The sequence below is a fragment of the Agrobacterium vitis genome (assembly GCF_014926405.1).
Classification (GTDB): Bacteria; Pseudomonadota; Alphaproteobacteria; order Rhizobiales; family Rhizobiaceae; genus Allorhizobium; species Allorhizobium vitis_H.
On sequence record NZ_JACXXJ020000005.1, the window covers coordinates 468,656 to 481,541 of the forward strand.

At 59.1% G+C, this 12,886-nt stretch carries 10 protein-coding genes; 8 read left to right on the forward strand and 2 right to left on the reverse strand.

Going from position 1 to position 12,886, the window contains the following annotated elements:
• Nucleotides 1–48: 48 nt before the first annotated feature.
• Complete coding sequence (locus tag IEI95_RS13225) at nucleotides 49–2,607, reverse strand: HWE histidine kinase domain-containing protein (protein WP_194416551.1); 2,559 nt, start codon at nucleotides 2,605–2,607, stop codon at nucleotides 49–51.
• Nucleotides 2,585–3,166 carry a biliverdin-producing heme oxygenase gene (locus IEI95_RS13230; RefSeq protein ID WP_156537038.1) on the reverse strand — a complete coding sequence of 194 codons (582 nt, stop codon included), beginning with the start codon at nucleotides 3,164–3,166 and terminating at the stop codon, nucleotides 2,585–2,587. The genes IEI95_RS13225 and IEI95_RS13230 overlap by 23 nt, the downstream gene beginning before the upstream one ends.
• A gap of 282 nt (nucleotides 3,167–3,448) precedes the next feature.
• Here IEI95_RS13230 and urtA point away from each other — a divergent pair, with 282 nt between their 5' ends.
• From urtA to IEI95_RS13270, 8 genes are all read left to right on the forward strand, one after another.
• Nucleotides 3,449–4,738, forward strand: a complete 1,290-nt coding sequence (gene urtA / locus IEI95_RS13235) for an urea ABC transporter substrate-binding protein (protein WP_156537037.1) — start codon at nucleotides 3,449–3,451, stop codon at nucleotides 4,736–4,738.
• 240 nt (nucleotides 4,739–4,978) lie between these two features.
• Nucleotides 4,979–6,697, forward strand: coding sequence for an urea ABC transporter permease subunit UrtB (urtB, locus tag IEI95_RS13240; RefSeq protein WP_420360050.1), 1,719 nt, complete (start codon nucleotides 4,979–4,981; stop codon nucleotides 6,695–6,697).
• Complete coding sequence (urtC, locus tag IEI95_RS13245) at nucleotides 6,694–7,845, forward strand: urea ABC transporter permease subunit UrtC (RefSeq protein ID WP_156535386.1); 1,152 nt, start codon at nucleotides 6,694–6,696, stop codon at nucleotides 7,843–7,845. Before urtB ends, urtC begins: the two co-directional genes overlap by 4 nt.
• Before the next feature lie 4 nt (nucleotides 7,846–7,849).
• Nucleotides 7,850–8,605, forward strand: a complete 756-nt coding sequence (gene urtD, locus IEI95_RS13250; RefSeq protein ID WP_060718133.1) for an urea ABC transporter ATP-binding protein UrtD — start codon at nucleotides 7,850–7,852, stop codon at nucleotides 8,603–8,605.
• A gap of 10 nt (nucleotides 8,606–8,615) precedes the next feature.
• Entirely contained in the window at nucleotides 8,616–9,311 is a 696-nt protein-coding gene (urtE, locus tag IEI95_RS13255; RefSeq protein ID WP_015916914.1) for an urea ABC transporter ATP-binding subunit UrtE, read from the forward strand.
• A gap of 201 nt (nucleotides 9,312–9,512) precedes the next feature.
• Entirely contained in the window at nucleotides 9,513–10,892 is a 1,380-nt protein-coding gene (locus IEI95_RS13260) for a CE1 family esterase (protein WP_156535389.1), read from the forward strand.
• A 150-nt stretch (nucleotides 10,893–11,042) separates the two neighbouring features.
• Nucleotides 11,043–12,041 carry a CE1 family esterase gene (locus IEI95_RS13265; protein ID WP_174089702.1) on the forward strand — a complete coding sequence of 333 codons (999 nt, stop codon included), beginning with the start codon at nucleotides 11,043–11,045 and terminating at the stop codon, nucleotides 12,039–12,041.
• Between the two features lie 4 nt (nucleotides 12,042–12,045).
• Nucleotides 12,046–12,882, forward strand: a complete 837-nt coding sequence (locus IEI95_RS13270; protein WP_194416552.1) for an urease accessory protein UreD — start codon at nucleotides 12,046–12,048, stop codon at nucleotides 12,880–12,882.
• The last annotated feature ends 4 nt before the right edge of the window (nucleotides 12,883–12,886 follow it).

Here is a 12,886-nt window from a genome sequence, read left to right on the forward strand (position 1 = left end):
GCCTGTCAGGTTCTGATTGAACCAGACAGGCTTTCGCTTCTCTCTATTTTAGCTGGTGGTGGCGTCCGGTTGGCGCAACAGGCTCAGCACCGCATCGGCCAGCGCCTCTCCATCATAAGGCTTGTTGATGATCGTAACGTCGCCGAAGGCTTCCGGAATGATCGACCGCTCGGCATAGCCGGTGGCAAACAGAAAGGGAATGCCCCGCTGGTGCAGCTCCTGGGCCACCGGCACGGAGGTATGATTGCCAAGGTTGATGTCGAGCACGGCCACGGCAGGGGCTGTGACCTTGATTTGCGCCAGGGCTTCCGGCACGGAGCCTGCTGTCATGACAGTGGTAAAGCCGGCATCGCCCAGCATCATTTCGGCATCCATCGCAATCAGCATCTGGTCTTCAACCAGCAGGATCGGCAGGGTTTTGTCGATATTGGCCATGGATCTGGTCTCTGTCTCCGGGGGCGGGGCGTGTGTGGTTTCCGGCTCGTGTCCGGAACCGGACAGGAAACGGGCAGGAAGCAAAAGATACGCATTCAGGCCGTGTGGGTTATAATTCACGGTGCTCTTACCACCGAGATCATAGGGAATGCTACGGTCTATCAAGGCGGAGCCAAAGCCCCGGCGTGTCGGCGCGGTCACCGTTGGCCCGCCGCTTTCCGTCCACAGAATTTCACAATCTCCCTCTTGCGTCCAGCGCCAAGTCAAGTCAAGCGTGCCACCGATGCGCGAAAGTGCTCCGTATTTCGCCGCATTGGTCGCAAGCTCGTGGACAACCAGGGCCGTGACGGCATAGGCGCGACTATCGAGCACGACCATCGGGCCACCAAGCGAGAGTGTGGTGCCCTCAGTGCGGTAAGGACCAAGCTCGGCCTGTAGCAGCTCGCTCAGCTGGCCGCTGCCGCTGCCGCGGATCACCTGGTCATGGGCATGGGACAGGGCGTGGACGCGGCCCTTCAGCGAGGTGACATAATCCCTCAGCTGATGTTCCGGCCGGGTGGGAACACCGATCAGCGACTTGATCACCGCCAGGATATTCTTGACCCGGTGGTTCAATTCCTCATTCAGCACGCGCTGACGGATGTCGGCCTTGTTGCGCTCTTCCTGCATCAATTCGTTATGCCGGAGCACCACCTTGACGGTGACGGCGCGAATGGCTTCCGCGACCTCCCTGTCGCTTTCGCTCCAATGGTCCGATTGCTTTGTGACGGCTTCCTTCCAGATGGCGAAGCTCTTGCGTGGCGTCAGCCGGTCGCCCAGCGGTCCGATCTCATAGGATTTATCGGGATTGCCAGCCCAATTGAGGGTTTGCAGCCGTTCCTTGCGGAAAAACAACAGGTAATCGCGGGGAATTTCCGAGAGCGGCACGACCATGGCGCCGGAGACCGTCTCATAATAGCTTTCGGCTCTGGGCAGAAATTGGGACAAGGCGTGACTGGCCCAGGTCTGTCCATCGGCAATGCCGTTGACGAAGCGTATCAGCGGTTCGATTTCGGCAGGCGGCGGACAGGTGCCAATGGCCGTCCAGGTCCCGTTCATCCAAAGGCCCGCACCATCGCAGGGCACGAGGCTGCTGAATTCCGGCAGGCATTCGCCAAACAGCGCCTCAAGATTTTCGTGGTGGGAGGCAAGGTGCAGAAAGCGGTCCAGCGATTGGCGTGTGCCAGTGGCCAGGTCAAGCTTGTGTTTCTGCTTCAGGGCAAGCAGTGTCAGGGAGAAAAACTCGCCAAACAATTCAGCGGCGACCCGTTGCGCCATGGACAGGGTCTTTGCGCGGTAATGATGACAGGCGATCAGGCCCCACAGCTCGCCATTCAACAGGATCGAGATGGACATCGACGCGCCGACCCCCATATTGCGCAGGTATTCCAGATGAATGGGCGAAACGCTGCGCAAATGTGCAAAGGACAGGTCAAGCGGCTCACCGGAGGCATCCAGTTCCGGCTCGATCGCCACCTTGTGGCCGCTTGCATCGGAAATCACCCGGATGGAATTTTGCATATAGAGCTTGCGGGCCTGCTGTGGAATGTCGGATGCCGGGAAATATTGGCCAAGGAAGCTTTCCAGCTCCATCGACTTGGCCTCGCTCACCACCTTGCCGGAGCCGTCATTGTCGAAGCGGTAGATCATCACCCGGTCATAGCCGAGCACCGCTCGCACCAGCCTGGCGGAGGTGCGGATCAGCTTGTCGATATGGTCGACATCCTTGATCCGCCCGATCATTTCCCGCGCCAACTGCAAGGGATCGCGCTCGCCCTTGGCTGGTTCCAGTTCAATGATCACAGTGGCGCGCTGGCGGTGGACGCTCACGTTGAAAACCTGGCCGCAGCTGAGGCGCAGATTGGGCAACAGGGCGGGGCGTGAGGCTTCAGGTGCCGTCGCCAGAGCATTGCGCATGTCATGGGTGGCGTCGTCACCTAAAAGCACATGCACCTGTTCACCATTCATCGCGCCTTTGACGCCGAGCATCTCTCCGGCATTGGCGGAGTGGCGCAGAACAACGGCCATTTCCGCGTCGCAGGCCAGCAGGCAGCCATGCGGCTGGATACTGCCGGGAATATGGATCGGTTCGCGGTCGCAATTGGTGAGATCAACGGTCTGCGTAGCAGGCATGCATGGGGCTTTCGAAGGCAGCGTAGGCATAAGCAAAGGTTGCATTGGCAAAGGCCACGAGCTTCCCTTCATCGAGATCCCGCAGTTCCTCCATAAGATGTAAAAACGTGGGCCAGCTCGAAAAGTTCCCGGCCTGGGCAAAAAGATGCGCCCCGCCATGGGTGGGACCGTAACCAAGCAGGGCGGCCCGTTTTGCCAGAAGCTTTGCGCCAAGTGCGGAGCCTTCCAGCACATAGAATAGGCCCAGCCAGTCTTCGGTCTTTTGTGGCTGGGGAACCGGTGCCTGCCAGCGCTCGTCCTCCAGCTCAAGTGTCTTCAGATCGGCCCGCAGGCCATTGCCGATCATCACTGGCCGCCAAGTCCCGGGCCAGGTGGTGAAGGATGCCCGCTGGGCCTGTTGGGCAATCATCTCTTCCAATGGCAGCCGAAAACGGGCCATTCCGAGCAAATAAGCGCGGTAGGCGGCAGGAGAGGAAAAATCGCCGATCACTGCATCGAGTTCGGCATGAGCATCGGCGGTCGCTTCCTTCAGAAGCCGTCGCCGGGGTGAAAAAGGCATGAATGACTTTCGAAACAGATTGCCGCCGCTCTATTCTACATCAGCTATATGAGCGGTCTATGAGGATGCTCTCCATGAGATCCTTGTCAGGTAATAAGGTTCAAATTCGACGGAAATCAAGTATCATAAACCCATGGCGGCAATTTTAGACGGCTAATCCCCTATTTTTGTGGGGGACAGCGCTGCCTTAGACTGTGACCTACGTCAATTGACGTATACGATTTTGCAGCGCAGCAGCCGATAGTCCCCTCACTCCAGAATTCAAAAAGAGGGGAACCTGAAATGAACTTCAAGTCCAAACTGGCGAGCGCACTTGTCGGTGCCATGCTGTCCACCACCGCCTTCCACGGTGCGTTTGCCGCCGAAGACATGATCAAGGTCGGCATTCTGCATTCTCTCTCCGGCACGATGGCGATTTCGGAAACGACGTTGAAGGACGCCATGCTGATGCTCATCGACGAGCAGAACAAGAAGGGCGGCGTTCTCGGCAAGAAGCTTGAGCCTGTCGTGGTCGATCCGGCCTCCAACTGGCCGCTATTTGCTGAAAAGGCCCGCGAGCTGATTTCCAAGGACAAGGTTTCGGCGGTGTTCGGTTGCTGGACCTCGGTGTCGCGCAAGTCGGTTCTGCCCGTGTTCAAGGAGCTGGATTCGGTGCTGTTCTACCCCGTGCAGTTCGAGGGTGAAGAAAGCGAGCGCAACGTATTCTATACCGGTGCTGCGCCCAACCAGCAGGCCATTCCCGCCGTCGATTACCTGATGGAAAACGAAGGCGTGCAGCGCTGGGTGCTTGAGGGCACCGACTATGTCTATCCGCGCACGACCAACAAGATTCTCGAAGCCTATCTTCTGTCCAAGGGCGTGAAGAAGGAAGACATCATGGTCAACTACACGCCGTTCGGCTTCTCCGACTGGCAGACCGAAGTCGCCGCCATCAAGAAATTCGGCTCGGCCGGCAAGAAAGCCGCTGTTATCTCGACCGTCAATGGCGATGCCAACGTGCCGTTCTACAAGGAACTCGGCAACCAGGGCGTCAAGGCGGAAGACATTCCGGTCATGGCCTTCTCGGTTGGCGAAGAAGAGCTGGCCGGTATCGACACCAAGCCGCTGGTTGGCCATCTCGCCGCCTGGAACTACTTCGAATCCGTCGATACGCCCATCAATGCCGAATTCATCAAGACCTGGCATGCCTTTACCAAGAACGACAAGCGCGTCACCAACGACCCGATGGAAGCCGCCTATATTGGCTTCAACATGTGGGTGAAGGCCGTCGAAAAGGCAGGCTCTGCCGAACCCGACAAGGTCATCGACGCGCTGGTCGGCGTTTCCGTACCGAACCTCACTGGTGGCTATGCCACGATGATGCCGAGCCATTACATCACCAAGCCGGTGCTGATTGGCGAAGTCCAGGAAAATGGCCAGTTCGACATCGTGTCCCAGACGCCGGAAGTGGTTGGCGATGAATGGTCGGATTTCCTCCCCGACAGCAAGGACCTGATCGCCGATTGGCGCCTGCCGATGAACTGCGGCAATTTCAACGTCAAGTCCGGCAAGTGCGGCGGCAAGGGCTCCTAAGCTTCCCAGCCTGAAACTTGCTGCGGGTGCATAAAGCATCCGCAGCTTTTTCTCCCGGTGTATCTTTTTATCGTTTTGATACGTGGCTTACCCCCCTCTGGCTTGCCAGCCATCTCCCCCTCAAGGGGGGAGATCGGCCCGGAGTTGGCCTTTAACATCTGTCTGAGCCCTGCGCCTGAATTGACGGTTCAAAAGGAAATTGGGCCGATACCTCATCCAATCTCCCCCCTTGAGGGGGAGATGCCCGGCAGGGCAGAGGGGGTAAGCGTCAGATCAAAACAAAAATGGCATGCACAGCGAACGACGCCACCAAATAAAAGGGGCCGAAAATTGCGATCCTGTTTGAACCATCTGTCCTCTGTGCTGGTTGCCGGGCTTTTGCTGATCCTGGCTTTTGGCCTTTGCGTGGCCCGCGCCGAGGAAGACCCCGCTAGCCTGATCAAGGCGCTGGGCACGGCCAATTTCACCGATGCCGAAAAGATCGTCGGCGATCTCGGACGCACTGGCGATCTCAAAGTGGTTCCGGCCCTGGAAGCCCTGAGCGGTGGCGATCTCTATCTGCGCAAGGCCGATGGCAATGTGTTTATCGCCAAGCCCGCGGGCAGCCAGCTGACGTTGGTCGATCCTTTGAGCGGTGCCGAAGTCGGCAAGGAAGCCAAGGGCGGGCTGGTGAAGATCAAGATCAACAATGGTTTGCGCCGCGCCATCCGCGCTGCACAAGGCGGCTTGACCCTGCTTAGCCCTGACCGCACGGTGCGGCTTGCCGCTGCCGATGCGCTGTTGAAGGCGCCCTCAGAAGACAATCTCGAATTGCTCGACACCGCCCTTGCCAAGGAGCAGGATGGCGCGGTGAAAACCCTGCTGGCTCAGGCCCGCGCCGTTTCGGTCATCACCTCCAACCATTCGCTTGAGGAAAAACGTGCCGCCATTGCGCTTATTCGCGCGGTGGGCGGCCAGGATGCGATTTCCATTCTCGGCAATGCCGCGCCAACAGTCGATCCGGCCCTCAAGGGCGATATCGATGCGGCCATCGCCAAGATCCAGAGCGATGTGGCGCTGTGGAATACGGCGCAGAACATCACCTATGGCATCTCGCTCGGCTCGGTGTTGCTGCTGGCGGCCATTGGTCTGGCCATCACCTTTGGCGTCATGGGCATCATCAATATGGCGCATGGCGAAATGGTCATGCTCGGCGCCTATTCCACTTTCATCGTCCAGCAGGCAATCCGGGCGAACGCGCCTGAGCTGTTTGACTGGTCGCTGGCCATTGCCCTGCCGGTCGCCTTCGCCGTCACCGGCATCTTTGGCCTGGTGATCGAGCGCTGCGTCATCCGCTTTCTCTATGGCCGTCCGCTGGAAACCCTGCTCGCCACCTGGGGCATTTCGCTGATGTTGCAGCAGTTGGTGCGCACGCTGTTCGGCCCCACCAATCAGGAAGTCGCCAATCCGTCGTGGATGTCCGGCTCGTTTGGGCTTGGCGGCTTGACCATCACCTGGAACCGGCTGTGGATCCTGGTGTTTTCGCTGTCGGTGTTCTTCGCGCTGCTGATGCTGTTGAAGCGCTCCGCCTTCGGTTTGCAGATGCGCGCCGTCACCCAAAACCGGCGCATGGCGTCTTCGATGGGCATTCGCACACCCTGGGTCGATGCCTTCACATTTGCTTTGGGGTCGGGCATTGCCGGCATGGCGGGTGTGGCGCTGTCCCAGATCGACAATGTTTCGCCCAATCTCGGCCAGACCTACATTATCGACAGTTTCATGGTCGTGGTGTTCGGCGGGGTCGGTAATCTCTGGGGCACGCTGGTGGGAGCGTTTTCGCTTGGCATTCTGAACAAGTTCCTTGAGCCCTATGCCGGTGCGGTATTGGGCAAGATCCTGGTTCTGGTTCTCATCATCCTGTTCATCCAGAAGCGGCCTCGCGGTCTCTTCGCACTCAAGGGAAGGGCGGTGGAAGCATGATCACGGCATTTCTTCTGCGCTCGCTGGACGCCAAGATCCTCGTCGCCATCGCCATTCTCATCGCGCTCGCCATTCTGGTGCCGATCCTCAGCCTTGCCACGTCGCCCGACAGCGCGCTGCATATGCCGACCTATCTGGTGGCGCTGTTTGGTAAATACCTGACCTATGCCATGCTGGCCTTGGCGCTCGATCTGGTCTGGGGCTTTTGCGGCATTCTTTCGCTTGGCCATGGGGCGTTTTTCGCGCTCGGCGGCTATGCGATGGGCATGTATCTGATGCGCCAGATTGGCCCGCGCGGCACCTATGGCGATCCTATCCTGCCCGACTTCATGGTGTTTTTGAACTGGAAGGAACTGCCCTGGTTCTGGCACGGCTTCGACATGTTCTGGTTTGCCGCACTGATGGTGCTGGTGGCGCCCGGCTTGCTCGCCTTCGTATTCGGCTGGTTTGCGTTTCGCTCGCGGGTCAACGGCGTCTATCTGTCGATCATCACCCAGGCGATGACCTATGCGCTGCTACTGGCCTTCTTCCGCAACGATATGGGCTTTGGCGGCAATAACGGCCTGACTGACTTCAAAGACATCCTCGGCTTCAATATCCAGGCCGATGGCACACGTGCGGCGCTGTTTTCGCTCTCGGCACTGTTTCTGGCTGGCTCCTTGTTGCTAGTCTCGGCCATCGTTCGCTCCAAATACGGCAAGGTGCTGGTTGGCATCCGCGATGCGGAAAGCCGCACCCGCTTTCTCGGCTACCGGGTGGAAAACATGAAGCTGTTTGCCTTCGTGGTCTCGGCAATGATGGCGGGCGTGGCGGGTGCGCTCTATGTGCCGCAGGTTGGCATCATCAATCCCGGTGAGTTTTCACCGGCCAATTCCATCGAGGTGGTGATCTGGACCGCTGTTGGCGGGCGCGCCACGCTGATCGGCCCGATCATTGGCGCGGTGCTGGTCAATGGCGGCAAGACGGTGTTTACCGGCCTGTTTCCCAATGCCTGGCTGTTTGCGCTGGGCGGGCTGTTCGTGGCCGTCACGCTGTTTCTGCCCAAGGGCATTGTCGGCACAGTCACCCAAGGCCTTCTCCGGCGCAGGCAGGACAAGGCAGTGACGGAGGCCGAGGCATTGAACCGCAAACCTCAGGCGGCGGAGTGAGACCATGGCTGATAAAACCACCAATTCGCTTCTCTATCTCAACGGGGTCAGTGTCTCCTTTGACGGGTTCCGGGCCTTGAACTCCCTGTCCTTCGTGGTTGAGCCGGGGGAGCTGCGCGCCATTATCGGCCCGAATGGCGCGGGCAAGACGACGATGATGGATATCATCACCGGCAAGACACGGCCTGACAGCGGCGAGGTGTTTTTCGACGGCGGCAAGGTGGATCTCACCAAGCGTGACGAGGCCGAAATCGCCCAGCTCGGCATTGGCCGCAAATTCCAGAAGCCGACGGTGTTTGAAAGCCATACGGTCTGGGACAATCTGGAACTGGCGCTGAACAAGCCGCGCGGGGTATTTTCAACGCTGTTTTACCGGCTGACGCCCAAGGACCGTGAGCGGATCGATACCATTCTCGAAACCGTCCGGCTCACCGCCCGCAAAAACGATCTTGCCGCCAACCTGTCCCACGGCCAGAAGCAATGGCTGGAAATTGGTATGTTGCTGGCGCAGGAGCCGAAACTGCTGCTGGTCGATGAGCCGGTGGCGGGCATGACCGATGCCGAAACCGCCGAGACCGCCATTCTGCTGCGCGAAATTTCCAAGACCCGCTCGGTCGTGGTGGTGGAACACGACATGGGTTTCATCCGCGATCTCGGCGTCAAGGTGACATGCCTGGCCGAAGGCTCGGTGCTGGCCGAAGGTTCGATCGATTTTGTTTCGAACGATCCACGAGTGATCGAGAATTATCTGGGGCGGTGAGGGTAAGAAGATGCTGACAGTTGAAAATCTCAATCTTCACTATGGTGCCGCCCAGGCGCTGCGCGGCGTGAATATCACCGCGCCGATGGGCAAGATTACCTGCGTGCTGGGTCGCAACGGGGTGGGTAAAAGCTCGCTTTTACGCGCCGTGACCGGCCAGCATCCGGTGTCCGGCGGCACGATTGCCTTTGAAGGCACGGTGTTGAACGGCATGGCGCCATTCAATCGGGCGCGGCACGGGGTCGGCTATGTCCCGCAGGGGCGCGAGATCTTTCCGCTGCTGTCGGTCAAGGAAAATCTGGAAACCGGCTTTGCGCCGCTGAAGCGCAAGGATCGGACGATCCCGGACGATATTTTCGCGCTGTTTCCTATTTTGCAGACCATGTTGTCGCGGCGCGGCGGCGACCTGTCGGGTGGCCAGCAGCAGCAGTTGGCGATTGGCCGAGCCATGGTAACCCGCCCGAAAATCCTGGTGCTGGACGAGCCGACCGAGGGCATCCAGCCATCGATCATCAAGGATATCGGTCGGGCGATCCGCTACTTGCGGGATTCAACCGGCATGGCGATCCTGCTGGTCGAGCAATATCTCGACTTCTGCCGGGAGCTTGCCGACCATGTCTACATCATGGATCGCGGCGAAATCGTCCATGAAGGCGGTGCAGAAACGCTGGATACGGTCGAGGCTCGCCGCCACCTTACGGTATAATGTCGCATTCAGGCATGGGATGCTGTGTCCGAGTTTGGAGCGTAATCTCTTGTTTTTAATGTGAAATTACCGGGTATATTCATAGTATATTCACGCTTTGTGTTTGACGCATGTCAGCCTTGATCATTTGTTATCAGGTTTCAGTTGAAGCCTGCGGAACATGTGGTATTTTCCGCCGAGTGCTAATAACAAGGCGACCTCATGACATTCGATGAACTGACTGGCCTGCGGCGGCCGGGTTTTTTCGCGCGCACATCTGCCCAGACTTTGTTGTGCCTGTTCACACTCGGCGTTTCCATGATGGTGCCGGGTGGCCTTGCTTACGCGGCGGGCGGCTGCGGCGTGACCGTCCGGGCCGGGTTACAGGACCTGACATTCACGTCCGGTGGCATTGAGCGTACGGCGGTCGCCTACATTCCTCAAGGCTATACCGGCAAGGCCAAGGTGCCTGTGGTGTTCGATCTGCACGGGTCAAACAGCTTTCCCCGCGATCAGCTGGGTCGCAGCCAATGGTCCGACGTGGCGCGGGAAAACGGCTTCATCGTCATTGCCCCACAGGGCGGTTTGAATGGCAAGGCGGAAGGCACCCATGCCTGGAACGTACCGGGTGTGGTCCCCGTGCCTGGTGTGACCGTACCGAATGCCACAGTTTCGCCAAATGCCACAGTTTCGAATGGGACCGTAACCAACGCGAGCCTGACAAGCCCGACCGCGCCAGGTGCGGCTGTTTCGCCCAGTGCATCTGTTTCGCCAAGCGCATCTTTCTCTACAGTAACCGAAGCCAAAGGGCCGGATGATGCCGCTTATCTCAGCGACACCGTGGCGCTGGTCAAGGCCAAGTTCTGTGTCGATCCCGACCGGATCTACGCGTCCGGCTATTCGGGTGGCGGGCGGATGCTGTCGCAATATATCTGCAACGGCAATACCGATTTCTCGGCTGCCGGTTTCGTCATGAGCCTGCGGGCGGGCACGCCGCGCCAGGGCGTTGGACCCGATCAGGGAAAATGGCTGCCCGATCCGCAAAGCTGCCGTCCGGGCCGTCCGGTGTCGATCATCGCGTTCTGGGGACTGAAGGACAATACCAATCCCTATGCAGGCGGCGGAAGACCCTATTGGCAATATGGCGGCGAAGCGGCACTTAACCGCTGGGCCGAGCTGGATGGCTGCCAGGGCGAACGCAAGATCGTCAAGGGGACGAAAATTTCCTCGGCGGAATTCGAGCGCTGCAAGGGCGGCGCCCGCATCCTGTCCTATACGATTGCCGATCAGACGCATGACTGGCCCGCTCAGACTATCGGCTTCTCATTGGCTGCTGCCAATTCCAAGGCAAAGGCCGTTGATGGCAAGAGCGTCGATGGCAAGAGCCAGGAAGACATGTATGCGGCCAAGCGGATGTGGGCTTTCTTCGACAGTGGCGATGGCCGTCTGATCGCCGACAATATCGCCAAAAATGCCTGTGCCGATGGCGCAAAACCGGCTGCTGGCGCAACGGCCTCTGTAAACCCTGCCTGCTCGGTGACAATGAAGGCCAAGGTCAAGCCGCAGGCGGTGGAAAGCCCGATGTCGGCGGACGCGCTGTAGTGCGCTGATCCAGACAGATGCCTTAGGTTCTGTCTGTCAGGTTCGATCTGACCCTGACAGACACTCGTCTGCGCATCCAGTATGTGCCAGATTTTTTCATTTTGCATAGTATCGGTCTTTTGCTACCGTGGCCCCGCTGCGGAGGACTATATGCAAAATATTGAAAATCAATGCGAAAAGCCCGTTCTGCGAAGAGTTGGTACTCTGTCCGTTGTGGCGATTGCGACACTCGTTTCCCTTCTGACGCTTTCGACCGGCTCCGCATCGGCAGCTGGCTGCGGTCAGCCCAGGGATGTGGGCCGTTATGATATGACACTGACCTCTGGCGGACATGAGAGGGTGTTTTCCTATTTCATTCCCTCCAGCTATAGCGGCCAGGACAAGGTGCCGGTCGTGTTCGATTTCCACGGTTCCGACAGCAATGCCAATGAGCAACTGGACCGGAGCGAATGGGAGCGGGTGGCTGAGCGCGAAGGCTTTATCGCTGTCGCGCCGCAAGGGTCGATGCCCACCAAGCGGGCGGGCTATTTCGCCTGGAACGTGCCGGGCGTCGCCAAAGGCGAGGCCGATGAGGAAGCCTATATCCGCGATGTGATCAAGGCTGTCGAAGACAATTTATGTGTTGATCCGGCGCGCTTCTACGCCACCGGCTATTCCGGCGGCGGACGGATGGTGTCGCAATATCTTTGCGATGGAAACACCGATTTTGCCGCTGCCGGTCTGGTCGTCGGCCTGCGGGCGGGAACGCCGAAGCGTGAAGGCGATGGTTTCGTGCCGGATGCTGCGACCTGCAAACCGGCCAAACCGATGTCGCTGATCGCCTTTGCCGGGCTGGACGACAAGATCAACCCGATTGCCGGGCCGGGCCTGCCCTATTGGGGCTACGGCGCCGATGCCGCACTGCATCGCTGGGCGGAGTTGGATGGGTGCAAATCTCCCACCGTGAAAACCGAGGGCCGGGTCGAGACCACCGAGTATGCTCAATGCTCGGACGGTGCGCGCATTGCCTCCTACCGTTTGGCGGGGGCGGGCCATACATGGCCGGGCAGCACTGCATCACTGAAGATCCAGAAGGTGATCGGCAAGGTCTCCTTTGACCTGAATGCCACTGATATGATGTGGGATTTCTTCTCGAAATCGAAGCGTTGAAGGCATGACCATACAGCCCGCCATACTGATCAAGCCGCAACGCGCCAAAGGAAGCGGGCGGCTGGACACCAAGCTGTTTCAAGGCCGCAGCCGGTTGGAAACCTTCTTCCAGGAGGGCTGTGCGAAGATCCGTATCCCCGAAAGTTTCGATGGCCGGATGGAGGCTGTGCTGATCAATTCCTCCGGCGGGCTGACCGGCGGCGACCAGCTCGATTGGGACTTTACCGTCGGTGATGGCACCCATCTGACTCTGACCACCCAGGCCTGCGAGAAAATCTACAAGGCTGCCGCCGATACGGCGTCGATCAGCAGCCGCATCACGGTCGGCGAGGGGGCGGCGGTCCATTGGCTGCCGCAGGAATCCATCCTGTTTGATCAGGCTTCCCTGACTCGCAGGCTGGAGGTTGATCTGCATGAGACAGCGGAATTTCTCAGTGTCGAGGCCGTTCTGCTGGGTCGCAAGGCGATGGGTGAAGCGATGCGTCAGGGTCTGGTGCGCGACCGCTGGCGCATCCGCCGCTCAGGGCGGCTCATTCATGCCGAAGACCTGGCGCTAACAGGCGCTATTGCCGATCTCACCGCTGAAAAAGCGGTGCTGGGCGGCAGGGTCGCTTTTGCTACATTGCTGTATACGGGACGGCAGGCGGAGGCACATATGGCGGCGCTGCAACGGTTGACGGACCGCCCGTCGGGGCTTGGTGACGTCGGCATAAGCCTGTGGAATGACAAGCTGGTTGCCCGTTTTATCAGCAGCGATGGATTTTCCCTTAGAAAATTATTGGTTCCGGTGATTTCGGCCTTGCGCGACGGCGCGTCTGTGCCGAAAGTCTGGACCTTGTAACCGG

Bases quoted from the DNA above. Each gene is read 5' to 3' on its own strand.
- IEI95_RS13225 (WP_194416551.1), bottom strand. From the start codon at position 2,607: ATGCCTGCTACGCAGACCGTTGATCTCACCAATTGCGACCGCGAACCG.
- IEI95_RS13230 (WP_156537038.1), bottom strand. From the start codon at position 3,166: ATGCCTTTTTCACCCCGGCGACGGCTTCTGAAGGAAGCGACCGCCGAT.
- urtA (WP_156537037.1), top strand. From the start codon at position 3,449: ATGAACTTCAAGTCCAAACTGGCGAGCGCACTTGTCGGTGCCATGCTG.
- urtB (WP_420360050.1), top strand. From the start codon at position 4,979: ATGCCCGGCAGGGCAGAGGGGGTAAGCGTCAGATCAAAACAAAAATGG.
- urtC (WP_156535386.1), top strand. From the start codon at position 6,694: ATGATCACGGCATTTCTTCTGCGCTCGCTGGACGCCAAGATCCTCGTC.
- urtD (WP_060718133.1), top strand. From the start codon at position 7,850: ATGGCTGATAAAACCACCAATTCGCTTCTCTATCTCAACGGGGTCAGT.
- urtE (WP_015916914.1), top strand. From the start codon at position 8,616: ATGCTGACAGTTGAAAATCTCAATCTTCACTATGGTGCCGCCCAGGCG.
- IEI95_RS13260 (WP_156535389.1), top strand. From the start codon at position 9,513: ATGACATTCGATGAACTGACTGGCCTGCGGCGGCCGGGTTTTTTCGCG.
- IEI95_RS13265 (WP_174089702.1), top strand. From the start codon at position 11,043: ATGCAAAATATTGAAAATCAATGCGAAAAGCCCGTTCTGCGAAGAGTT.
- IEI95_RS13270 (WP_194416552.1), top strand. From the start codon at position 12,046: ATGACCATACAGCCCGCCATACTGATCAAGCCGCAACGCGCCAAAGGA.